Here is a 25,846-nt window from a genome sequence, read left to right as displayed (position 1 = left end):
ATATACATCCATTGCCGCATTTTCACAGGCTTGTCGCATTAATTTTGCATCCGCAGATGTTATACGTTCATCTGCATCTAATATAAAAATCCAATCAGCACCTAGGGCATTAGCCATATTGATGTACTCATTTCTACCTTCGTCTACAATTGTATCTGGACTGTCAATTAAGATACAGCCAAATTCTTCTGCAACTTTTTCTGTATTGTCAGAAGAACCATTATTAACAACAATAATAATATCTGTTAATTGCTTTAGTGAATTTAAGCACTCTGGAAGAAGTAATTCTTCATTCTTTGCCATTACACACCCACATATTTTCATATTAATCTCCATTCCGTTACCTAACAGCACACAAACAGTAATATGATTCTCAATGCTTAACTAGTCCAGCTAATATAACGTATTTGTTAACAGCTTCTTTAGAGTTTCTTCTATAGGGCTCCGCCCTCCTGTTTTCTCAGTCACCACTTGACACAACTTATTTAAATCTACCATTGAAATGCGTTTTACTCCAAATATATTTGCAAATAAATAACAAGATATATCATCATATTTATGGCAGAAATATTTAATATTTTTATTCAGGCTATCCTTTTCCAGAGAAAAATTACTTGGATGAATCTGGTGATAATTAACTGCATCATCTATCATTTTAAATTGGTATCCTCGTCGATATAACATATAGGAGTAATCCGTATCTTCCATTCCCCAAGAAGCATAGTTTTCATCAAAGAGGAAGTCCTCGATATTTTCTCGTACATAGGACATATTAGCTGTCGTTCCAGTAACCCATGGAAAATGAAAACCCACAAGATTGTTTCCGTATTCTTCAACAACATCACGATAGTTATCAGTAGAAATCCCTATGCTAAAGGTATTAATAATATTTTCAAAGTCAATTATTATATCTCTTTCATCAAAAAAATCTTCTTTAAAAACGTCTCTATTTGATTTCTTAAGCTGTTGAATTAATATCATTAAAGATTTCTCTTTCCATGTCAATTGGGAATGATACCTAGCCATAATCATTTCTTTCATTCCCACTACTACAAGCATTTGGCTCTTGTATGCTTGATGAATCTCAATAAAATTTTTATTCGGGATTCTATCGTCATCACAAAAAATAATATGATTGGCATTCGTATATTTCAATCCTGTGTTTCTTGCTTTAGAACGCCCCATGTTTTCTTGATACACATACACTATATTTAATTTGTCTTTATATGCATCAACTACCTCTTTCGTATTGTCTACACTGCCATCATCCACGATAATTATGTTAAAGTCTTTACTTGTTTGAATTGTAAAGCCAGCCAATGTTAAATTTAAATATATACTTCTGTTATATGTGGGCATTATGACTGAAGTTTTATTATACATTATATTCCTCCCAGCTAGTCCTAAAGAAATTCGATACTAAATCCAGCATATCGAAAAAGCGTAATTAGTCAACATAGAATATATTACCAGTTTGATGTTTTTTTAAAAGTAACCTTTTTTTATTTTAGTGTCTTTTTTTTATTTTTTACTCTTCTATTCACAGTCCAGGAACAAAAATACAGAAATTTCTTCATCACTACCTTCCTGACATCCACGGAGATATGATGAATGCATTTATGTTAATGCTTTCTTGGAATGACACTATCTTGCTCACTTTCGTGTCATTGCCTTGTTTGATTAATGATGACAGGCAAGCATGCCATCACATAGCTACTGGATATGCCTGCTCAATTCTATAAGTGCATCAACAATACTGCATAAATCGACTGCCGATAAATCGGTGCACTCTTTTAAACGTTCATAGTTCCAAAACCGGATGTGTTTGTATCTCACGGATTACGGGAATTATTTCTAAATCCAGGATGTATTTTGTGATATAGTCCCCCTTTCCAGAACCTATTTTTTCGATAGTATGCTTGTATTTTCCGGATTTTATTTTTTCTTCTACTTCTTTTGGGTTAGGGTAGTCCCTTTGTGCACTTTTTGGGCACCTGGTTTCCCGGATTTTACTCTGCCATTATGTGTTCGCGGCTTTTCCACGTGGCTGGTCAGAAGATGGTGGGAGTGATGAGTTGGAACTGTCATTATTAATCTCCCGTTTCAGACGTTCATTATCTGTTTTAAGTGTAAGACAGCAAAATAATACAAACATTAATCGCAGATAGAGAGCAGATTATTTCTATATCGATAATTATTTTTAGTAATTATCTGCATTTATTAAATTCATATTTAGATAAATCACTTATGTTTTATGTAAGAACTTCTATTGTAATCATACCACCCACGAAATGCAGGCAGATTTTTGTTTCACTCATTTAGCGAATCAAAAATTTAATAAAATAACACCGTTAGCTTGATGTGCAAACGGTGTTATTTTAAGTATTTCTTTAATAGAATCTAGTACATTTATTAAGTGAAAAATCGAGTTGAATCATAGTCAAAATCTTCTACACTAATATTAGAAAAAGTAATTTCAATAATAAAATGCTCATGATTTGCAATACTCAAAAACTCAAAACAATATAAATCATCAGAAATCTTATATTCATTACTTTCAAGAACTTTACTTCCTTTTAAAAATTCAAAATCAAAAGCTCCTCTAAATTTAATGTCTTTAACATCTTTAAATGTAAGAACAAGATTTCTTCCTTCAGCATTTTCCTCATCTTTAAATACTATTACACTATAGAAGTAAAACTTACATATATCCCTATGTTGATTTATTTCAAACTTAATTAAATAGCTATCATAAAAACAATAGTTTGATAATTCTTTAATTTCATCTTCTCTCTTATAATCTGATAGGGTATTACTACAATATTTCTGAAGTCTTATTGCTTCTCTTTTATCATGCAAAAAATTAATAACATTAATATATTCAAACAATTTTTCTAGTTTGTCATAGTTAGTAAAATCATAATCTTTACCTTCCCTAAGTAATTTAACCATAAAATTTACAAATTCTTCATTATAAATAAATATAGGTTCTTTACTCTGAGGATGATTATGCAAATATACATTATACATTTCCCGAAACTTTTCATTGGTACCTACAAGCCCAAAACATAGACTATTTACATATTCAAATTCAAATTTCATTTAATAATGTATCCTTTCCTAATTAAACAAATCCACAATATTATTTTATTCTTCCCTTCAAAGCTAAGTACTGGTCAAAGATTAACCTGCTGACTTTTGAACCAAATACCGTAGCCTGATGTTCCGGATAATAGATCGGATCCGTAAAATCCTTATTAAATAGCACAATCACATATTTGCCATAAGGAGTCGATACAATCCCTCCATCATTTCTACAGGCATCCATACTTCCGCTTTTGGAAGCCACATAAATTAATTCTTCTTCACCAGTATCTTCACTATCTAAGAAGTATTGTGGGAAACTTTTCGTTATCATGGAATTATAATGTTGTTTCTTAAATATCTCTAACATCTGTCTGGATGCTTCCGGACTGATTAATTCTTCTTTGCAGATCATTTCAAATATTTTACTGTAATCTCTTGGTGTCGTAGTACCAAGTTTATCATATATTTCGAAATTAATCTTGTTATGAAGCTTTGTATGTGTAAATCCATAAGCTTGCATAAATCTGTTGATTGTATCAATTCCCAAGTAGTCAATCATCATATTGGTTGCAATGTTATCGCTTACAATAATCATTAAGGTTGCAACATTTTTAACCGTTAATTCCACTCCATAATCCAGACTTCTTAATATTCCACTACCTTCTATTTCATTTTCTTTTGTGTATATTAACTTATCACTTAGACTCTTATTGCCCTTTTCAACCTCATCAAATAAAGTCCCTAATATATATGTTTTCACGCAGCTGGCAGTTTCGAATTCTTCATCAATATTAATTTCTACTTTATTTCCCTGAAAATCATTTACATATATACCCATAGTGCCGTTATAACTGGCCAATTCTGCTTTTATTCTCTCTTCTAATGTAATTTCCCTCATATTAACCTCTATTCCAGTGCTTTTACTTTTTTAGTAACAGAAACTATACGAACATAGTTGCTATTGAAAATCTTCTAAAATGAACTTTCAATCTCTTTCCAATAAATTTTTTGAATGAAAGAATATTTATCGGACTTAATACGCTGTATATCTTATTGGGTTCAAGGGGATAGTCACTTTTCCACACCTATACGCCATAGCCTTTTCCACCATTTTCATGTATATGATTAAATTTCCACTTACCAAAAAGCTATGATACTGTTATAATATAGATTTTTTGTGAAATAATAGCTTACTTTAATACCTCTTTATATAATCGAAGCACATTTTTATAAAAAACACTTTCGATTTCATGGTTGCTTAACCCAGCCTTTTTCAAGGCATTTTCTAGCAAAGGCATATAAGAAGCATCCGGCAGCTCATGATTGGTTGGTATTCCGTCAAAGTCTGAGCCAAGACCAATGCACTCATATCCACCGATTTGACGAAAATGAAGAATGTTATCCACAATTGCTGAGATTGTACCCACAGCCTTACTTTCATCTTCTGCATCATCCAGGAAACTATTACAGTAGTTCATTCCCGCTACGCAGCCTCGTTCTCCCAGTTTACGAATCATATCATCGGTTAGATTTCTTACATGGCTGCATTTTGCCCTGGCATTGGAGTGGCTTGCCACAAATGGTTTCGTAGTATTTTCCAACACCTGATAGAATCCTGCATCGGATAAATGGGATACATCTATAATCATTCCCAGTCGTTCCATTTCATGAATAAATTCTATTCCAAATTCAGTTAACCCCTGTGTAGTATTGGGCGCTTTGAAATTCGGTACTTTCCCTTTTATGTATTCAAAATTAGGATAACCGATACCATTCTCATAGTTCCATGTTAGTGTCAGCATTCTCACCCCAAGCCGGTAGAAGTTTCTTAAATGGGCTAAATTGTTTTTTGTAACCCCTCCTTCTTCTATGGTTAATACAGCTGAGATTTTACCTGCTGCTTCATTTTTCATAATATCATCGTAATTAAGCGCAATTGCTATCTTATCTTTATTTATTTCCAATTGGCTATAAAATAGATCAATTAATTCTAAGCAATGCTCCAATGGGTTTTCATAGTTTTTTATATCTACAAACATGGCAAAGTTTTGAAGCAAATAGTCCCCTTTTTTCATTTTCTCCAAATCCAAATGGAGCTTATTTTTCAAAAGGCCACTTTCTTTGCCCTCTTTATTTGCATAAAAAATTTCTGCTATGGTATCGCAGTGCATATCAACGACTTTCATAATTTACACCTTTTCTCTGCACATCCGCTTACAAATAAGTTTTTCTGTTTGCAGATGTGCCGTACCACAAAATAAACGATGTGGCTGATTATTCCCTTTCTTCTAATTTTACAAAAAATGCTTTGCAGTTTTTATTTAAAAATTTAATATAAGGTCAAAGTGGATATTCACAATCCGCTTACGTTGCTTGCTAATAACCTCATTTCCACTACGTGACATTTCAGCAGAAACTTAAAATCCGGCAAAAACAAGCAACTCCCTACCTCCATTTACAAAAGTGTGGGTTACCTCCTCTTATAGAAATGAGGGTTACCTCCTCTCATAAAAATGGGGGTTGCCTCTCCTTATAGAAGTAGGGGTTACCTCCTCTCATGAAAATGGGGGTTGCCTCTCCTTATAGAAGTAAGGATTATCTCCTCTCATGAAAATGGGGGTTACCTCTCCTTATAGACGTAGGGGTTACCTCTGCTAACAGAAGTGGACTTCCTTGATAAAAGTTAAAATATACTGCCTACAGCCTTTAAATTTTTCAGTAAGTCTTCTCTATAATCCTCATCAAAAGGATTTAAACTGTTAATTACTACTCCATCACTGCCGTTTTTACCGGTAGAATGAACATATTTGTCATTACCGATATACATTGCAACATGACCAGGGAAAAATAATAGGTCTCCAGGTTTCATATCCTCATAGGCAATTTCATGAACCGGGAATCCTTCCATAATCTTGGCATCCCGATATATAATTACCCCATTCAACATATACGCTATGGAGGTTAAGCCCGAACAATCAATTCCCAATGGACTCTTACCACCCCAGCGGTACTGGGTTCCCAAATAAGAGAGCGCTGTATTTACCACTTGATAACGAATCCATTCTTCTTCAGACGGGTCCCAGGTAGTAATATATTCTCCTAAAAATCTCTCTTTTATATATCCTTCTCTTCCATCACAAAGTCCTACTTTTACCCAGCCATTTTCATCTGGCTGAGAAAGCACTGCAAGGAGAGCACCACGGGTTAAACTCATCATATGATGTCCTTGATATTTGGGCATAGAAAGTACATCTGCATAGGACTGAACTACAATCATTTTATAAGCTCTGTCCCATGCCTGTATTTTTTCTTCATCTAATAACAGGCATGAAGCTTGTACGTAACCTGTATAATTATAATGTGTTCTGATTTCATACCATCCTGGTGCGGGCTGGGATAAGATTTCAACCTTATATCCATAAAGATCTTCATCTTGAAGTTCACTGTCTTTCGTTGTCTCCTTCATAAGAGAAAGAATGGTACAATTCACTAATGCATATTTCATATTCGAATTTACCTTTCATTATTTGTTTTATAATATTCATAGATTCCTTTGGATATTCTGCCGATCCATTTGCTTGCATACTCATTATCAGGAGCATTCCATACAAATGCACCAAAGTAATAATGAGCATTGGGCAGATAGAATATTCCCCCATCATGATTTAAATTATCTAAACTACCTGTTTTATGGGCTACTGTAATATCGTCATATATGTAACGGAGAGACAGTTGTTTATGACGCTGCCTTTTTAAAATACTAAGGGCTGTGTCGCATAAATCCGGAGTAAGTATGGTTCTATTATATAATTTTCCATACAGAATTGCCATATCTTTAGCAGAAGTATAATTATTTCTTCCCTCTTTTACTGCTTGAAAGTCCAACATTCTCCGCTCTAACTTTGTTGAATTTAGAGAAAGCTTTTTGCAAAAGGCATTTATCTTCTCCATAGTAAATAAATCAATCAGGCAATTGGTAGCCGTATTATCACTTTCTATAATCATCCATACCAAGAGTTCCTCCAGGGTGTATTTGCCTCCGCCATATTCAAATACCTCTGTATCCTCTAATATAATGGAATCGTTTAGTTCTATTGGAGAATCCAACTCTATTTTTCCTTCTTGCACCTGTTCCAACGCCGCAAGCATAATGGGTACTTTAATAATACTGGCTGAAACTACTTTTCTTGCTTCCTCATAAGAATATAAAATATCCTGTGTATTGAAGTCTTTTATCAACAAAGATATTTCTACTCCGTCTTTTGTTGCAGAAATTATTTCATTCTTAATTGCTTGCTGTAAGCCATTTCTATCCATACCTATCTCCTTCCGTTATATAATTGGCATTTGCTAAATACATGAATCTACAGTTACTATTTTTGCATTTGCTTCGGTGTTTAAGTCAAAATAGCCAAGAGAGATGACCATAATATAATTCCAAGACCAATTCTATAACCCTTGGCTTTGATTTTGTTCATCTCTCTTTTCTATATTTTATTATTAATTGTATTTTATTATCAGCTATATTCTATACCAGTTATATTTTATACCAGTTATATTTTATACCAGTTATATTTTATACCAGTTATATTTTGTTAACAATCGTATTCTACTGTAAGTCATACTCGGCTGTCAGTCATATTCTACTTCCAGTTATACCCGACTGTCAGCTATACTCTACCGCTAATCATAATCTACCGTCAGGCTTATTCTCTACTTCCAGTCATATTCTACTATCAGCCATACTCGGTTGTCAGTCATATTCTCCTGTCAGTCATATTCTCCTGTCAGTCATATTCTACCGTCAGTCATATTCTACCGTCAGTCATATCCTATTGTCAGGCATATTCTACCGTCAGCAATATTCTACTTCCTGCCATATTCTACTATCAGCAATATTCTACCGTCAGTCATATCCTACCGTCAGCAATATTCTACTTTCTGCCATATTCTACCGTCAGCAATATTCTACTTCTTGCCATATTCTACTGTCAGCAATATTCTACCGGCAGTCATATCCTACCGTCAGCAATATTCTACCGGCAGTCATATCCTACTGTCAGCAATATCCTACTGTCAGCAATATTCTACCGGCAGTCATATCCTACCGGCAGTCATATCCTACTGTCAGTCATATTCTACCATCAGCAATACTCTACTATAGTTATATTCTACTTCTCTCACAAAACTATTTCCAGTCATTTTACTATCAGTCAAAATAATTTAATCCATATAACACATCTAACCAATTACTTCAGGTTTCTCCTATACTCTTCTATCTCCGGATCATTTCCAAGGATAAAATGATCTTCTTCAATTTCCACCCACTTTGGCTTTTTTACAGAATAGTCGTGCATGGAAGGGTCATATACGGTAAGCTGCTTTTTCTTTTCTGCAATTGGATCCGGCATGGGAACTGCAGATAATAAGGCTTTTGTATATGGGTGTAATGGATTTGTAAATATTTTCTCGGTCTCTCCCATTTCCACAAATACCCCTTTATGAATCACAGCTATCCGGTCTGCAATAAACCGCATTACAGATAAATCGTGAGCGATAAAAAGGTAAGTTAAATTTCTCTTCTTTTGCAATTCGGATAATAGATTTAAAACCTGAGCCCTGATGGAAACGTCAAGTGCAGATATAGGTTCGTCAGCAATAATAAATTCCGGTTCCATAATCAGTGCCCTTGCAATACCAATTCGCTGCCTTTGTCCTCCTGAGAATTCATGTGGAAAACGGCTGGAGAATTCAGGTAGAAGACCTACATCAAGTAGGGTTTTATCTACCATTTCCTTTCTTCTTGCTTCCGTAATCTTTACTTTTCTATTTAACAAACCTTCGGATACAATATAATCCACTTTGGCACGCTCATTGAGAGATGCCATTGGATCCTGAAAAATCATTTGTATCTTAGCGGTTATTTCCCGATCCAATTCTTTTGATATTTTACCATTGATTTTCTGTCCATGAAATAAGATATCGCCACTCATGGTTGGATTAATTCGAATAATTGAACGGCCTATGGTAGTTTTTCCAGAACCGGACTCACCTACTAAGCCAAAGGTTTCTCCTTTATATATATCAAAGCTTACATCGTTTACTACCACATGTTTATGTCTGTGCTCACCAAAGCTGACTTTTAAGTTTTTTACTTCCAATAATTTTTCTTTGGATTTGCCTACTGCCATGATGTCTTACCTCCTATCTTACGAAGTTCCTTTATATGTTCCGGAGGTTCTACTTTAGGAGCTCTTAGGTCCATTAACCAGGAACGGACTTTATGTGTAGGAGTCACCTCAAAAAGAGGCGGTCTTTCTATAAAATCAATTTTTAATGCCTTAGGATTTCTTGGTGCAAAAGCATCACCATGAACCTCATTGAATAGATTAGGGGGTGTTCCTTTTATGGAATATAAATCTTCACCTTTTTTCCCCAGCTGCGGCAGAGAGGATAGTAACGCCCAGGTATAGGGATGTTTCGGATCATAAAATATTTCTTCACAGGTTCCGTATTCTACAATATCCCCTGCATACATTACTGCAATCCGGTCAGCTACATTAGCAACTACACCTAAGTCATGGGTAATATATATGGTAGTTAAATCATACTTTTTCTTTAAATTCTTTAATAAATCTAATATTTGAGCTTGAATAGTAACATCTAGAGCCGTAGTGGGCTCATCACAGATTAATGTTCTGGGTTTACAGGCAACTGCTATAGCAATTACAACCCTTTGACGCATACCTCCGGAAAATTCATGAGGATATTGCTTATATCTTCGCTCCGGTTCCGTAATACCCACATCCTGCAATATTTCAAGAACTGCAGCTTTACAGGCCTCCCCCTTTAGTCCCTGATGCATTTCAATAGCTTCGCTAATTTGGGCACCGATTGTCTTTAGGGGATTTAAACTGGTCATAGGATCCTGCAATACCATGGCTATCTCTTTCCCCCGAATAGTAAGCCATTCTTTTTCATCTTTAAAAGCCGAAAGATCTTTATCACCATATAAGATTTCACCGGAATCAATCCAGCCGTTTTTATCCAACAGCCCCATAAAGGTTTTTGTAAAAACAGACTTTCCGGAGCCGGATTCACCTACAATTGCAAGGCTTTCCCCTTTGTATATATCCAGGGAAATATCTCTGATTGCATGTAATACTTTACCTCGGAGGTTAAACTTTACGTTTAGATGTTTTACGGATAATGCAATTTCTTTTTCCATTCAGATAACCTCCTTCTACACGTGATTTTTGGGATCTGCCGCATCTGCAAATGCATTTCCAATAATATAAAATGATATAGTTACAACAGATACTACAATGGTTGGAAATATTAACTGATAGCGTAATCCCGGATTCATTAATAAATCACGTCCTGTGGTAATTAGATTACCAAGGCTTGGAATCTCGATAGGCAATCCCAAACCGATATAAGTAACAAACACTTCACTGCCGATAGCCTCCGGTATTGCCATAGCCATACGCAGCATAATAACGGATACCAAATAGGGCAGTAAATTCTTGAATATAATTCTTGTAGTTGGACTACCCAGACATCTGGAAGCAAGATTATAATCTCTGTCACGAATGATAATAATCTGGTTACGAATAAATCTGGACATGCCTATCCATCTGGTTAAACTCATGCCGATAACCAAACTGATAATGCTCGGTTTCATGATATAAGAAAAGAGCACCAGAACCAGGGTGGACGGAATATTATCCAGCACATTGTATAATTCTGTAAAGAAGAAGTCCAATTTACGGACATATCCCCATAGTACTCCCACAATAATGCCAACCACTGCTTCTATTGCCGCCACACACACTCCAATAAGCAGGGAAGTACGGGTTCCTGACCACACTCTGCTCCATAGATCCTGTCCGATTGAGTTGGTACCAAACCAATGCTCACTGTTAGGTTTTACATTACGAAGCAGATTCCCATTCACATCGTTGTTGATTTGATTGGGATCAAATTGTTTCGGTAAATATGGTTGTATAAAAGTGAAGAACAAGATGGAGAAAATAATCACCATCAAAGCTACTGCCATTTTATTTTTTAAAAATGCTCTCAACGTGCTGCCCCAATAAGAATAGTTGGAATAACCGGTTTTTTCTGCACAGGTTTCATCATACACTGCAAATTCAAACAATTCATTTTCTGATAAATTGATGTTTTGTGCATTATCTCCATTTAGAGAACTATTTCTGTTCTGTAAACTATTTTTGCTCTGTGAACCATTTCCACCCTGCGAACAATTTCCGTCTTGTGAACTTTTTCCTTCCTCCTGCAAGCTATTCCTATTTCTATCATTCTGAGAATTACTTTTTGCCCGAACAACTTCACTGACACTTTCTTCCAACCTAATTCTACTGCTTCCGAACTTAGCCATTAACGGGCACCTCCTTTTTTATTAAAACTAATACGAGGGTCAATTAATGTCATAAGCAGGTCTCCCAGCATTAATCCAAGGATACCCACGCAGGCAAATACAATAACAATTGCTTGTACCATAGTGTTATCCTGACGTTTCACAACATCCACTAACAAACCACCCATTCCGGGTATGCTATAAAGGGATTCTACATAAATGGATCCCACAATAGAATTTAAAAATGAAGTAGGTAGATATTGTATCATTGGAACAAATGCATTACGAAAGACATGTTTCATCATAATCTTTTTCTCAGGAACACCTTTTGCTTTTGCTAATTTTACATAATCTTTATTACTTTCATCCACCATATACCTGCGCAGCCACATAGCATAATAGGCTGTGTTACCAATTGCCATGGAGATAATAGGCATAATCCAGGTAGAATAATCATCTTTACTGAATAACATGGAGAAACCAAACCATTCATTTCCAAATATTTGAATAAAAAGAAAATAAACCGCCGCAGGAACTGCCTGAACAAATACAATAAATGCAGTACCAAATTTATCCCAGAACTTACCTTTAGAACGAGCCATAAGGGAACCTAGTGGAAGTCCTACGGTTAAGGAAAGAGCTAAGGCAATGCCTCCCAATTGTAGAGATATAGGAATTTTACCCGCTAAGATTTTAGTAATAGGTACATTGGCACGATAGATTCTGGATGTTCCCAAATCACCATGTAAAAGTTGTATTAAAAAATCCTTTAACTGAATAAGTACAGGTTTATCCAGTCCCATGTTATGTATACCGGCTTGAATCTGCTCATTTGACAGTTTTTCAAAGTTTTGAAAATATCCTTCAATTGGCATCATACGAAGTAGTATAAACACAACGGATATAATGATCGTCAGTGTCAATATTGATCTTGCAAATCTCTTTAACAGATATTTTATCATCTTACTGCTCCTTTATAAATTGTGTCAATTTATATCCCCGGCTTCCTATAACACTCTGCAAAACAATAGTATTGAGATAAACTCTATGTATTAAATATCAATGCCATTGCTTAACAGAGTCTTATAATACTAAAATAGGTTATCCAATGACGGACTTTGCCGCCATTTGGGACAACCTATTTTATTTCTATTCATTTCCTGAGAAATGATATGTCAACCTGCCTATTTCGCCAGTGCTTCACGGTCTTTATTCCATTGATCCTGCGAAGCTTGGAATTCTTCCATAGTTACCGGTTTATCCAATAAATGTTGTCCTTTATGTCGTAATACGGATACACCAAATGGAGCATATTGTCCTTCGTATATATCCTTCTTGGTTATTTGATAGTAGGAACCGCTAACTGCATATGGAACAACAAGAGCATGTTCAATCAGGTAAGCTTCTGCCTTTGCAAATGCATCATAACGTGCTTCCAGGTCAATCATAATCGCTTTAGCTGCATCCACTAATGCATAATATTCCGCTGCTGTATCAGCTACCCCTTCACCAGCCGCCAAAGCTTTATCCATAAAGTTATAGGAATTATCAGCGGTAAATGGATCTGTAAACGTTTGAGGATCAGCATAGTCTGCACCCCAGTTGGTCTTCATAAATGCATATTTACCGGAGCGGCGGACTTCGGATAAGAAGTTTGTGGAAGGACCGGCTTCAACAATGATATCAATATAATCTTTACCAAGTAAGTTCTCTAATTGTTGTTCAATAACTACACATTCATTTCCCCAATCTGCATTACCTGAGTTGCCTGGATTGTAGGGCATAAGTATTTTAATCGGGAAAGTAACACCTGCTGCCGTAAGTTCGGATACCGCCGCTTCTTTATAAGAAAGAGCTGCTTTTTCATCAAAACTGTTGCCATTATTAATGGCATCTAAATCACCATAGCTGGTGTAATCTTTACCTTCATTTGTTACAAAAGTTTCTGGTGTAATGGTATTAATCAATAAAACTTCCGGCGTTTCCGGTTCCGTAACGCTAAGAGCTCTCACTCTGTCTAAACCTGCTTTCAAAGATTGACGGAAGTTCTCATTATTAACAGCCATTCTCCAGTTATCCGGTTCATATTGTTTATCAAACTGGGGATTAAAATTAAAACTATAAAAATAAGAATAATCTACTTCAACACGACTCTTACTTATTAACTTTGCTCTCTCCGGATCTGCTAACCAATCATCTACTATATTGGATTCAATGGTGGCGTAATCCATCTCTCCTGTTTGAACCATCTGGGGAGCTAAGGTATTCGCTTCTGCATTATATCTCTCAACAATTTTATCAATATAGATATGTTCCGCATCCCAGTTATTCTTATTTTTTACATAGATCTTTGTTTCCTGAGGAGCAAATTCACTTAAGATATACGCACCGTTGTAATACATTTTAGTATTATCAGAACCAAATTCAGCACCTAATTCTTCTAATAAAGGACCATATGCAGGCATATAGCATACATAGGTTAAGGAGGATAAGAAATAAGGAACCGGATGTGTCAGAGTATATTCTAAAGTATACTTATCTAATGCTTTCACACCAACCTCAGAAAAATCAATATTTAAATCATTTCCTTCTACTTCTTCTGTTTCCGGATTATCTTCTACCTGACTATTAAAATATTCTTCTGCATTTTTAATTACACCAAATAAAAGCTGAGCTGTACCGCTTTCATATTCCGGTGTTAATACGAATTTCATTGCACTGACAAAATCCTCAGCAGTAACTTCGGCTACTTCTTTTCCTTGGTAATCATACCATTTTTGACCTTCACGAATCTTAAAGGTGTAAGTAAGACCATCCGGACTCATTTCCCAGGATTCTGCTAAAGAAGGTTGAATCTGTCCTAAGTTATCGTATTCCACTAAGGTATCAATTACATTAGCACCTACATCAAACTCCGTTTCAGAAACGGTTACCAGGTAATTCATAGTGGTAACTTCTCCTGCGTATAGTTTACGGTAAACTACTTCATCGGATGCCCCTTTTTTCTTACCGCATGCTGCAAATGCCGTTGTAACAAATGTCAGGCATAATAGTAATGAGATGATTTTTTTCTTCATAAAACTCCTCCTTTTTTGTTGTAATTGTATGCAGAACTTTTGTCAGCATTCTATTAATAATAATTAAATAAACAAGAAAATCTTTTAATCTCACATGCCCCTTATTGTATTAACGCGTCAAAGTCTAAAATTATAAAACGTATGTATGTGTTATCTTGCTTCTTAAATTAAAGGACATGATCCAATCTATCTTTTCATATGTAAAGACAGTTATTTAACAGGCTGCTTTGTATCGTTTACAGACAAAATTTTACGATTAAATAATATGTTAAGTATACATTATCTTATTCTTTGATTCAATAGTAAATGAAAGATTGTATACACGAATTTCAAAGGACTTTTAGTTAATTAACATGGCAGGAACAGAGTCAATTCCTATCCCTGGTTTATCCACCATTCGTATTATATTTTCCTCATAAATGGGGCCTCCTTCAAAAGGATCCACTTTACATAAAGAAGGGCCATCTAAATCTGCTTTTGTTATGATACTTTTAGCGGCTGCCAGATGAGCAGCTGCACTGACGGACAATTTACTTTCCAACATGCATCCAATCATACATTCTATTCCATAAATTTCGGCAATACTGCAAATCTTTAAGGCATTATAGATTCCGCCTGTTTTCATTAACTTAATATTGATTAAATCCGCAGCACCTTCTTGAATAATGTTAATTGCATCTTCCGGTGAAAACACGCTCTCATCTGCTAATATAGGGGTATATACGTGACTTGTAACGAACTTCATTCCCTTTAAATCATGAGCAGGTACCGGCTGCTCTACCAGTTCAATGTTAAGTCCCTTTTCTTCCATAGCCGTTATGATTTGAACCGACTGTTTCGCATTCCATCCCTGATTGGCATCTACACGAAGCTTAATATCCGGACCGACCGCTTCCCTGATGGCTGCTATGCGTTCTACATCCTTAAGTCCTTCTTTTCCAACTTTTATCTTGAGAATCTTATAGCCTTTACTGACTGCATCCAAGCTGTCCGCAACCATTTCCGGTATTGGATTCACACTGATGGTTAAGTCTGTTTCTAATTCAGTTTTATTTCCCCCAAGTAACTTATATAAAGGTGTTTGATATTTTTTAGCATATAAATCGTATACAGCCATATCAACAGCAGCTTTTGCAGAGGTGTTTTTCACCATGCAGCTATGTAATTTATAAAAGATTCCGTCTAAATTCTCAATGTCCATACCAACTAAGGCAGGTTTTATAAATTCTCTGATTGCCGTAATAATAGAACCTTTCGTTTCTCCTGTAATAACCGCGGTAGGAGGTGCTTCACCATATCCGGATAGTTCCGTATCGGTAGTAATTTTTATTACTACATCTTCTACATATTCCACAGTCCTTAGTGCAGTCTTAAATGGTCTGGCAAGAGGTATACTTATAACCCCCAGCTCAACATCCTTAATTACCATAGCCCTCTCCTTTTTCAGCATCTTTTAATTTTCAGCAACTTTTAATAAGAAACAGTTTTAATGTTCTGTTATCCGCTAAACAATCCTGTTATTATTCTTGTTCTTTGAATAACGCCAAGGATATATCCTGCATCAAACGCTCATAAGCAGGAACATCCACTTCATTTCCGCAGAAACATATAATAAAGGGTTCCTTCCCATAAACAATACCAACATCATGAGTAATCCCATCATCTTCACCGGTTTTATGAGCAATGTCTGCATTTCCATGAATAAAAAAAGGTATCTTTCCATTTAGCCTTTGGTTCTTTAATATACGAAGCATTTCAGCAGAAGCTTCTTTCGAAACCAACTCTCCACGGTACATTTTTTCCAACAAGCCGGCAATGTCACTGGCAGAAATGTAATTTTCAATTCCCAAAGCTGCTTTTTGTGAATCAAATAAATAGCGGTTCAATTTGATCTGTCTGCACCCAAGCTCCCCCATAGTGTGATTAATTTGGTCCATGCCCAAATATTTAATAAGAAGATTGGTAGCCGTATTATCACTTAAGATAATCATTAGTGTATATAAGTCTTCTAAAGTTACCTGTAAACCATCGTGCATATAGGTTAAAGCACCGCAGGAAGGTAATTTATCTTCACTTTTAATTGTAAATAAATCTGTTGTATGTATGGAACCTGTTTCCAGCCTGGAAAAAGCTTCTATTAAAATTGGTATCTTAATAACGCTGGCTGCCTGCAAGGGCATATCCTCCTGAAAGGTAAGCTTCTCACCGGTTACCAGATTCTTATAGTAAAAACCTACTTTGCCCGGAATCTTCTGTAATTGCTTTAATATATTTTCCTTCACCCAACAAACGCCTCTTTCATTTTATAAATGTAAATATTAAAAAAATAGGGAGTAATCTCTTGACTACTCCCTTGTTTACTTTAAATTATTATAATGAACCCTGTTTTTAATGTCAATAGCTTTTATAATTATTCAAAATATTTCATATGCCCTTCTCAAACAAGATGTAAATATGAACATCTAAGAAAGGATTCTAAGTTTCCTCCCTATTCTTATAACGGTTTACCGCATTTGGGGCAATACTCAAACTCTTCACTGGTGCTAAATCCACAATTGGTACATTGCTTGAATACCCGGTGTCCATAGGGAAAATGCAAATCCTTAGGGTCTATTTCCACCGTTTGTCCTTTTTCTATCCTTTTCCCTAATTCATTAGAAATATCACAAATTCCATTACAGCAGGAAGTTTTCACAAAATACCTCTTTCCCCATTTAAACAAAGGTATAAAAAAGAGGCTGAAATACATATATCTCACAAAAACTTCCAGTCTTCCAAAATGTCCGCAATTGGGACATATCAGTGTCTGATTAAAATCAAGTCTTTTTTCACCGTTGCTGATTCCAAATATAAAGAACATCTAAAGTCCTCCTTTTATTGCAAATAGATGTATACTTATTAATATATTCACAAGCTTATGCATACTTATAAGCAGAAATAAATACCCTTATAATTCCTTTTATAATTTGTAACTTAACTTGAGAAATACAATGTCTGACAAACGCTTCACTCTTTTTCATAATATCATGAACATAACGTATTCATGATATTGGTACTATACTCAAACTTTGCAAGCAAACTTCTAACTGTTTACTCCGTTTGTATTATACCATATCTCAATATTTTAAGTAACATTTTTTATATTTGACTGGCTTTATCCCTTATGATACAATACCACTTAATTCAAAAAATGATTTAAACAGTATACAAAGATTGCTCATATAATGGGCAACCGGATAGGAGGAACTTATGAGTTATATACCAACCGTAGAAGAAGCATATGAGATTCTAAAAAAATATAACAAAGATGAATTCCATTTAAAACATGGTAAAATTGTTTCCGGTGTTATGGGTTATTTTGCAAAAGAATATGATCCGGAACATGTGGCTTATTGGAAAGTAGTGGGTATATTACACGATTTGGATTTTGAAATGTATCCGGAGCAGCACTGTATAAAAGGACAGGAATTAATGAAAGAATTGAATCTGGATGAAGGAATTATCCGCAGTACTGCCAGCCATGGATATGGAATTACTGTAGATATAAAGCCGGAATTATATATGGAAAAAGTACTTTATGCCATAGATGAATTAACCGGACTAATTGGTGCAGTAGCTATCATGCGTCCTTCCAAAAGCGTATCCGACCTGGAAGTAAAATCCGTAATGAAGAAATTTAAAACTGCCAGTTTTGCCGCCGGATGTTCCAGAGAAGTTATTCAAACGGGTGCCGATATGTTAGAAATGGAATTAACTGAATTAATTAGTAAAACCATTCTTGCCATGAGAAGTTTAATGCCGGAGATGGAGATTTAGATTAATGCTTTAATAAAACACGCACCCCTAAAGTGGTGCGCGTTTTTTGTTCTACTTCTTTTCTACCGGATCATAGCCCACAACAGTCCATATTCCTGTTTTATCCCGTCTTATCAGACGTTTCATATATACTCTTCTCACAGGAGTCACAGCTCCGTTAATCTTCGCAATTGTATTCTCATCTGAATTATACAAGATTTCCACATCTTCATAAGGGATCGGATATTCTCCTTTAATACCTTCCGGAGAAATTATCTGGCTGACAAATACTTGTGCTACATAAGCCGGATCTAACATCCAAGGTGAATGTCCCTGATCTACACTTTCCTGATCATTTTTTACTATTCCCAAATCTACCGGTACTTCAACTTGTGGTGTCATTGGAAAATCCTTGCTTGTATTTCTGGAACTTTCCTCCATGTATACCTCCACCACAGGATCTTTTATATCGTAGATACGCTGCCATTCCTTAGTTTCTGTGTTCTTAGTTGTTTCAGAGCGGTTGCGGTATAGAAAACGTATCAAATCATAACAATCTACCCAAATCTCATTGACCCCTTCTTTTTGAGATTCATCAAATATAAGCTGTAGTCCAAAATGTAAATGAGAAGTGTCTATATTATTGGTATTTTCTTTTGGGCTGTATCCTGTTCTGCCTAAATATCCAATTACATCACCGGCCTTTACAATACTGCCTTCTTCCAGAGATTTATTATAAGGAAAATTCTTTCTTAAGTGGGCATAGTAATAATAACGTTTCTTATCAAAACTTCTGATTCCGATTCTCCAGCCGCCATATTGATTCCAGCCTATGGCTTCTACATAGCCGGATTCCACTGCAACAATTGGTGTTCCTACCTGCCCCATCATGTCATGTCCCAAATGAACTCTTTTATACCCATAACTTCTGGAAGCACCAAAATCATCATAATCACTATAAGGAAAATTCTTGGCAATAGGCAGAAAGGCTTTCAGTCCATATTTCTTAACCCATACTTTTTCTTCCGGATTGGTATCGCTTGGTACCTGAATCTCATATTCCCCCACGAAACCTCCCAGAATTGCCGTATAAGCTTCCAGATAATAATTATAATATTTCATATCTTTCGTTATGCTATCCATGGTTTCTTCTTTTGATCTAAGTCTTTCCACCAAATCAGACATATGTTTTTCCCTGTATTTTGAAAAATCTCCTCCATATCTTGCTCCCAAGAACGCAAGCAGTTCAATCCAATTCAGCTTCACATCTTCTAAATGAGACTCTACATCATAATTATAGGCTTTATCCATAGCTGCATAGCAAACATCAAATTCCACCCATTTTATGTAATCTTTCTCGGCAGTAGGCAAGAAAGCATCAATAGAATTTTCCTTCACATTTTGATAAATAAGAAAGGAAGCTAAAATAATAAGTATAACCAACTCTCCGATAATTCCGTGTCTTATATTGATTTTTTTAATCATGAGCACCTCTCAGATACGCTATAGTATTATATTATGTACTACTTTCATATGCTATTACAATGACTTATATTTTCTATAAAGAAATGCAGAATTTGCACTTTTTTGAAGAAATTGGTGGTATAATAAGTATCATATCCTGTTATAAGGATTGGAAGTAATACTAATCTTACATTATAATCGAGATAATAGGGAAAACTGAAAAGGGCGTTCATTGTACTTCCAACAAAACTCCGATGCCCTTAGAAAGAGGTAGATATGAAAAAAGAATGGTCATTAGATGCACTTTACAAAGGCTACCAGGATGAAGCCTTTCAAAATGATTTCAAACAGATGAAAGAACTAATCACAGCCATAAAAGATTATGTGGGGACACTGGCTGATTTAAAACCAGAAGAAGCACTCCCCTCACTTATTAATTATTTGGAAGAGTATACCTTGGTTTGTAATAAGTTGTCCGTATATCCTTCTCTTCGTCAATCAACTAATACTACAGACAGCGAAACTGCAGCATTAATAGGAAAATTAGAAGAAATAGACAGTACCTTATCAAAAGAAAGAGCAATGATTCACAAATACATTGGTGCTGTTCCTAACCTTGATCAAATCATTTCTGAAAATGAAAAGTTAAAAGAATATGATTTTCTGCTTCATGAAATAAAAAGAGAAGCCAAACATACCTTAAGCGATGATGTGGAAGAAGTAATCGCAAAAATGAATTTGTCAGCCGGCTCTGCCTGGGCTATGCTTCATCAATATCTGACTTCTACTGTAGTAGTAGATTATAATGGAGAAGAAACCACCCTTTCCGGTATCCGTAATCAAGCTTATGATCCGGATCAAAAGGTTCGTAAATCAGCTTATGATGCAGAAATAGCTTCCTACCATAAGATTAAAGATGCCGTTGCATTTTCTCTTAATAATATCAAATCTCAGGTAAATACCATTGCTGAATTAAGAGGATATGAGTCTCCATTGGCAATGACTTTGGAAAATTCAAAAATGAAGAAAGAAACTTTAGATTCCATGTTAACGGCAATGAATGAATATATGCCTAAGTTCCATGCTTACTTAAGAAAGAAAGCAGAAATTTTAGGACATAAAAACGGATTACCTTGGTATGATTTATTTGCACCATTGGGAGAATCCAGTCGGACTTTTACCGTGGAAGAAGCAAAGGAATATCTTGTTACTCATTTTCGCGGCTTCTCTGATGATGCAGCGGATTTGATTGAAACTGCCTTTGATAATGAATGGATCGATTTCTTCCCTCACCAGGGAAAGGTGGGAGGCGCATTTTGCTGTAACCTTCCTTATATAAAGGAAAGCCGTATCCTTACAAACTTCGATGGTACACTTAGTGATGTAGTTACATTGGCTCATGAACTTGGCCATGCTTACCACGGCTACAATATTCAGGAACATCTGCCTTTAAATACAGAATATTCCATGCCAGTTGCTGAAACAGCCTCTAATTTTAACGAATTAATTATCATGAACGCTGCTATTAATGAGTCTGAGGGAAAAGAAAAGCTGGCACTTTTAGAAAGTCAGATACAGGATACAACACAGATTATTTGTGATATTTACTCACGTTACCTGTTTGAAAGTGCTGTATTTGAAAAGCGCAAAGACTCTTTTCTATTTGCAGATGAACTGGAGAAGATTATGCTTGAATCCCAAAAAGAGGCTTATGGTGACGGCTTAGACCATTCCTGCCTGCATCCATATATGTGGGTTTGCAAAGGTCATTATTATTCAGAAGCATTAAGCTTCTATAACTTCCCATATGCATTTGGCGGATTATTCGCCAGAGGGCTATATGCAAAATATCAGGAAGAAGGAGCTTCCTTTGTTCCGAAATACCGTGATATATTAAAAGCAACTACGGTAAAATCCGTTGAAGATGTTGCAGCCATGGCTGGTATTGATTTAACCTCCCTTGATTTCTGGAGAAAAAGTTTACAATCCGTAGCTGAATCCATTGACATATTCCTAAATATGAGTATGTAATCTTTCTTAAACCATAGATTTTAAAACAAACTCTATATTAATGAAAAATACCTACCGGCTATTGACTAAACCGGTAGGTATTTTATTTAATCTACAAAAGCCTGATGTTTCCATTTACCGCTAAGAAATCTCCATCCAAAGCAGCTTCCCCTAAACACCCAGTCAAGTGTCATGGCAATCCATACACCGTATACACCAAGTCCCATATATCTTCCTAATATATAACTAAAGGTTATTCGCCATAACCACATGGACAATATGGAAGTTAACATAGTAAACTTCACATCATTGGCAGCTCTAAGTGCATTAGGTAAAGTAAAGGATAAAGGCCAAAAGATAATTCCGCACACTGCATGGTATACAACTAACTTATATGCCACATGTAGTGTTTCTGAAGATAAGTTATATATTTGCAGCATAGGGGTTGCCGCTAAAATGAATCCAATGTTTAAAAAGAACATAGCAATATAGGTTGTTTTCATTAATTTCTTCGTATACTTTTTGGCCTCTTCAAAATTATTGGCACCAACACATTGACCGATTACTGTAATCATGGCTAAACCTATTGATGAACCCGTTATAGACTGAAAGTTTGCCAGATTACCTGCAACTGCATTAGCTGAAATGGCAGTTAAACCAAAGCTTGCAATTAGTCCCTGCACTAAAATCTTACCGATTTGAAACATACTGTTTTCTAAACCGCTTGGAATTCCAATCCGGAGTATTCTCTTAATCATCTTCCAGTCAAAACCCACTTTAAATACATTATTTATATGAATAACATGTTTCTTGTTAGATATTACCACAATCATAACCACAGCGGCAACGAACCTGGAAATTAAAGTAGGTATTGCCACTCCTTCTGCGGACATATGAAATCCATAAATAAGAATTGCATTGCCTGTAATATTAATTGCATTCATTAGAAGTGAAACCTTCATAGAAATTTTGGAATTTCCCATGGCCCGGCATAACGCAGCACAGGAATTGTATATTGCTATAAAAGGAAAAGACATGGCTGTTATGTAAAAATAAATTCTTGCATTCTTCATAATCTCCTGACCGACATTACCATATATCAGATGCAGTATACCGTAGTTTCCAATAAAAGATATCACCATAACAACTATTGAAATAGCACCTGTTGTAAGTAATAATTGATTTCCGGATTTACATGCTTCTTTTTCATCCTTGTGTCCGAGAAACTGGGATGCAACAACCGCACCACCTGTTGCCAAAGCAGCGAATACATTAATAAGCAGTATGTTTAGGGTATCTACTAAGGATACACCGGACATAGCAACTTCACCGGCATAAGATACCATCATGGTATCAGACATACCAACTGCAACTGCCAGAAGCTGTTCAATAATAAGTGGAATAATTAATTTGCGTAGCTGCTGTTTCGTAAACATTTTATCTTCTCCTAATCTGTAAAAAACTATATGTGCTAAAAATCTTATGTTGTTGATACCGATAATTCCTATATACCATTATTACAAAAGTAATTTACCGCATCATTATACCAACGGATAACATTATGCACTTAAAAAAATAAAATATCAATGCCCTTTTTACAAAGCACTTAACAGTTTTATGATTATCCTTTCATAAGCTGCCAGGGCATAGTCCATTTCCATGGGCCTTTTGGCTATATTTTTTGCTGTTCCCTGGCTGATTTATGTGGATAGGATAGATTTTATTAAAGACTATGTTGAACCGATATTTGAGAATTGTGAATAGTAAATTCCTGTTTATTGGTGAAGTGATGACACAAATGTCCACAATATATTGTAATCGTCTGGGGTAGGGTTACAAATTCAATAAGAAAAACCGTAGCGGTAATTCACATTATTGTGATCTACATGCTACGGTTTATTCATTATTTTGCAGAACTTTATTACATTAAAGCTCACTCATAAGTAGTAAATACGTAGTGAAATAGATAATGAAATCCTATAAATTGACTGATAAATACAGTCTTTTAGTGATGATAAAATATCCTGCTGGCTTTTTTACCGAAAAAGTATCTGATAAAATCTCAAAGGTAGAAAAGGTATACAAAGTTTAGGAATTTCAGAAAACTAAATTTACAATATATTATTCTATGGTAAAATCTAAATACATCAAAGATTTACAAAATTCGAAGTAACGAACCCAGAAAATTATTTCAACAAAAGTATAGGGAAGGAAAATTAAATGAACATTAAATTAATAGCCAGTGATATGGATGGAACTTTATTACAGAACGGAAGCCAAAATGTCACTGCTAAAATATTAGAAATCATAGAAAATTTGCAAGAAAAGGGCATACTTTTTGTAGCTGCCAGCGGCAGACAATATGCCAACCTATACCGGTTATTTGAACCGGTAAACAAAAACATGGCCTTTATATGCGAAAATGGTGCTTTGGTTATGTATCAGAATAAAATATTATCCAAAACTTCAATGGATAAAGAAATTGCTTTCAAAATCATTGAAGACATCCGAAACAGAGAAGGCTGTGAAGTTCAGATATCCGGTGAAAACACAACCTATCTTATACCAAAATCAGAAAGTTATATCAATCATTATAAGAATGTATTAAAAAACAATTATAAAGTAATTGAAGACCCTTCTGATATTACTGAGGAAATAATAAAAGTATCTGTCTATGAAGAAGCAGGAATTATGGAGAATTCCGGAACCTATTTTATAAATAAATGGCAGGATAAAGTAAAATGTACGGTATCCGGATATGGCTGGTTGGATTTTGTATCCCCTGCTGTTAATAAAGGTACCGCTTTAAATGACCTGTTAGAAAAGCTATCCTTATCTACTGAAGAAGTTATGGCCTTTGGAGATAATTATAATGATTTGGAAATGTTATCAATGGCAAAATACGGTTATGTTATGAATAATGCTGTTGAAGATATAAAAAAACGGTACTCCTATTATAGTACTTCCGTAGAAGAAACACTTATGGATATTTTTGAATTAGATATTAAATAAATATATAATTATAACTTCAATAAGAGGTTGTTATAATGAATTTACCTTTGCAATCAAGAATTTACATATACACTTTACTATACGTATTGAATAAGTTATTGACATTGACGTTACGTAATGGTTTATGATAACCTTGTGAGAAGCACTATGAATCAGAAAAGAGGTTTGTTATGGAATATACAGTACAAAAACTTGGAAGAATGGCCGGCATCAGTCCAAGAACATTACGATACTATGATGAAATCGGATTGTTAAAACCCAAAAGGATTAATTCCTCCGGTTATAGAATCTATGGAGAATCCGAAATAAACCAATTACAGCAAATCTTATTCTATCGTGAACTAGGTATCAGCTTAGACAGCATCAAAAATATAGTTACCGCACCTTCTTTTGATGGTGTAAAAGCCCTAAAAGAGCATCATGAAAAGCTTCTCCAAAAGCAAGAACAATTAAATCAATTAATAGCAAATGTTGAAAAAACATTAGCTCTGACAGAAGGGAGAGTAACAATGTCTGATAAAGAAAAATTCCAAGGCTTTAAACAGAATTTATTAGAGGAAAACGAGAAAAAATACGGCAAAGAGATTCGCGAAAAATATGGAGAAAGCACCGTAGCAAAATCCAACAAAAAATTCATGAATATGACCGAAGAACAATATAACGAGGCAAACAGACTTTCAGAAACACTAATGGAAAAATTAAAAGAAGCCATGAAAACCAATGATCCTTCTGGTAAATTAGCCCAAGAAGCAGCTGACCTCCATAAAAAATGGCTCTGCTATTACTGGGACTCCTATTCCAAAGAAGCCCATGCAGGCCTTGCTCAAATGTACGTAGACGATGAAAGATTCACCGCTCACTACGACAAAGATCAACCTGGAACTGCGAAATTCTTAAGAGATGCCATCTTTATCTATACGGGTCAAAAACTACAGTAAAGGCAAATACTAAACTTAACAGTAAAGGCAAATACTAAACTTATGTTGTAATTGCCTAATCCTGTGCTATAATCAGAATACAA

The 25,846-nt window shown here is 35.2% G+C and carries 21 protein-coding genes and 1 pseudogene; 4 read left to right on the top strand and 18 right to left on the bottom strand.

Going from position 1 to position 25,846, the window contains the following annotated elements; translation table 11 throughout:
- From RT261_RS03535 to RT261_RS03460, 16 genes are all read right to left on the bottom strand, one after another.
- The coding region (locus RT261_RS03535) for a glycosyltransferase (RefSeq protein ID WP_313129440.1) at window positions 1-324 on the bottom strand (324 nt) is incomplete at its 3' end.
- Window positions 325-393: 69 nt separating this feature from the next.
- On the bottom strand, window positions 394-1,383 hold the full coding sequence (locus RT261_RS03530; protein WP_313129438.1) for a glycosyltransferase family 2 protein: 990 nt from the start codon (window positions 1,381-1,383) through the stop codon (window positions 394-396).
- A 330-nt stretch (window positions 1,384-1,713) separates the two neighbouring features.
- Window positions 1,714-1,836, bottom strand: a complete 123-nt coding sequence (locus RT261_RS03525; protein ID WP_313129436.1) for a hypothetical protein — start codon at window positions 1,834-1,836, stop codon at window positions 1,714-1,716.
- A 576-nt stretch (window positions 1,837-2,412) separates the two neighbouring features.
- Complete coding sequence (locus tag RT261_RS03520) at window positions 2,413-3,102, bottom strand: hypothetical protein (protein WP_313129434.1); 690 nt, start codon at window positions 3,100-3,102, stop codon at window positions 2,413-2,415.
- 40 nt (window positions 3,103-3,142) lie between these two features.
- Window positions 3,143-3,985 (bottom strand): serine hydrolase, encoded by an 843-nt coding sequence (locus tag RT261_RS03515; protein ID WP_313129432.1) that lies wholly within the window; start codon window positions 3,983-3,985, stop codon window positions 3,143-3,145.
- Between the two features lie 292 nt (window positions 3,986-4,277).
- On the bottom strand, window positions 4,278-5,273 hold the full coding sequence (locus RT261_RS03510; RefSeq protein ID WP_313129429.1) for a dipeptidase: 996 nt from the start codon (window positions 5,271-5,273) through the stop codon (window positions 4,278-4,280).
- Window positions 5,274-5,770: 497 nt separating this feature from the next.
- Window positions 5,771-6,592 (bottom strand): NlpC/P60 family protein, encoded by an 822-nt coding sequence (locus RT261_RS03505; protein ID WP_313129426.1) that lies wholly within the window; start codon window positions 6,590-6,592, stop codon window positions 5,771-5,773.
- An 8-nt stretch (window positions 6,593-6,600) separates the two neighbouring features.
- Window positions 6,601-7,404, bottom strand: a complete 804-nt coding sequence (locus RT261_RS03500) for a serine hydrolase (RefSeq protein ID WP_313129423.1) — start codon at window positions 7,402-7,404, stop codon at window positions 6,601-6,603.
- 932 nt (window positions 7,405-8,336) lie between these two features.
- Window positions 8,337-9,278, bottom strand: a complete 942-nt coding sequence (locus RT261_RS03495; RefSeq protein ID WP_313129420.1) for an ATP-binding cassette domain-containing protein — start codon at window positions 9,276-9,278, stop codon at window positions 8,337-8,339.
- Window positions 9,269-10,315, bottom strand: coding sequence for an ABC transporter ATP-binding protein (locus tag RT261_RS03490; protein ID WP_313129417.1), 1,047 nt, complete (start codon window positions 10,313-10,315; stop codon window positions 9,269-9,271). The genes RT261_RS03495 and RT261_RS03490 overlap by 10 nt, the downstream gene beginning before the upstream one ends.
- A 15-nt stretch (window positions 10,316-10,330) precedes the next feature.
- Window positions 10,331-11,488, bottom strand: a complete 1,158-nt coding sequence (locus RT261_RS03485) for an ABC transporter permease (RefSeq protein WP_313129414.1) — start codon at window positions 11,486-11,488, stop codon at window positions 10,331-10,333.
- Window positions 11,488-12,429, bottom strand: coding sequence for an ABC transporter permease (locus RT261_RS03480; RefSeq protein ID WP_313129413.1), 942 nt, complete (start codon window positions 12,427-12,429; stop codon window positions 11,488-11,490). Before RT261_RS03480 ends, RT261_RS03485 begins: the two co-directional genes overlap by 1 nt.
- Before the next feature lie 222 nt (window positions 12,430-12,651).
- Window positions 12,652-14,544, bottom strand: coding sequence for a peptide ABC transporter substrate-binding protein (locus tag RT261_RS03475; protein WP_313129411.1), 1,893 nt, complete (start codon window positions 14,542-14,544; stop codon window positions 12,652-12,654).
- 340 nt (window positions 14,545-14,884) lie between these two features.
- Window positions 14,885-15,973 carry a dipeptide epimerase gene (locus RT261_RS03470; protein ID WP_313129409.1) on the bottom strand — a complete coding sequence of 363 codons (1,089 nt, stop codon included), beginning with the start codon at window positions 15,971-15,973 and terminating at the stop codon, window positions 14,885-14,887.
- 91 nt (window positions 15,974-16,064) lie between these two features.
- Entirely contained in the window at window positions 16,065-16,826 is a 762-nt protein-coding gene (locus RT261_RS03465) for a serine hydrolase (protein WP_313129407.1), read from the bottom strand.
- Between the two features lie 212 nt (window positions 16,827-17,038).
- Complete coding sequence (locus RT261_RS03460; RefSeq protein WP_313129405.1) at window positions 17,039-17,404, bottom strand: zinc ribbon domain-containing protein; 366 nt, start codon at window positions 17,402-17,404, stop codon at window positions 17,039-17,041.
- Between the two features lie 389 nt (window positions 17,405-17,793).
- Between RT261_RS03460 and RT261_RS03455 the strand changes: the two genes are divergently transcribed.
- Window positions 17,794-18,360, top strand: coding sequence for a hydrolase (locus RT261_RS03455; RefSeq protein ID WP_313129403.1), 567 nt, complete (start codon window positions 17,794-17,796; stop codon window positions 18,358-18,360).
- Between the two features lie 429 nt (window positions 18,361-18,789).
- Here RT261_RS03455 and RT261_RS03450 read toward each other — a convergent pair.
- Window positions 18,790-19,824 (bottom strand): annotated as a pseudogene (locus RT261_RS03450) (M23 family metallopeptidase); the annotation flags it as partial.
- Window positions 19,825-20,079: 255 nt separating this feature from the next.
- Here RT261_RS03450 and RT261_RS03445 point away from each other — a divergent pair.
- Window positions 20,080-21,834, top strand: a complete 1,755-nt coding sequence (locus RT261_RS03445) for a M3 family oligoendopeptidase (RefSeq protein ID WP_313129401.1) — start codon at window positions 20,080-20,082, stop codon at window positions 21,832-21,834.
- An 86-nt stretch (window positions 21,835-21,920) separates the two neighbouring features.
- On the opposite strand, the gene RT261_RS03440 is transcribed toward RT261_RS03445, so the two are convergent.
- Window positions 21,921-23,249, bottom strand: coding sequence for an MATE family efflux transporter (locus RT261_RS03440; RefSeq protein WP_313129399.1), 1,329 nt, complete (start codon window positions 23,247-23,249; stop codon window positions 21,921-21,923).
- Window positions 23,250-24,033: 784 nt separating this feature from the next.
- Here RT261_RS03440 and RT261_RS03435 point away from each other — a divergent pair.
- The gene (locus RT261_RS03435) at window positions 24,034-24,825 is read left to right on the top strand and encodes an HAD family hydrolase (protein ID WP_313129397.1); all 792 of its coding nucleotides are present in this window, start codon (window positions 24,034-24,036) and stop codon (window positions 24,823-24,825) included.
- Window positions 24,826-24,995: 170 nt separating this feature from the next.
- On the top strand, window positions 24,996-25,763 hold the full coding sequence (locus tag RT261_RS03430) for a MerR family transcriptional regulator (RefSeq protein ID WP_313129394.1): 768 nt from the start codon (window positions 24,996-24,998) through the stop codon (window positions 25,761-25,763).
- The last annotated feature ends 83 nt before the right edge of the window (window positions 25,764-25,846 follow it).

It is taken from the genome of Anaerocolumna sp., from assembly GCF_032079385.1.
In the GTDB taxonomy this organism is placed as follows: domain Bacteria; phylum Bacillota; class Clostridia; order Lachnospirales; family Lachnospiraceae; genus Anaerocolumna.
Note: the sequence above shows the minus strand (reverse complement) of the source record. Positions and strands in the feature narration are given on the sequence as shown.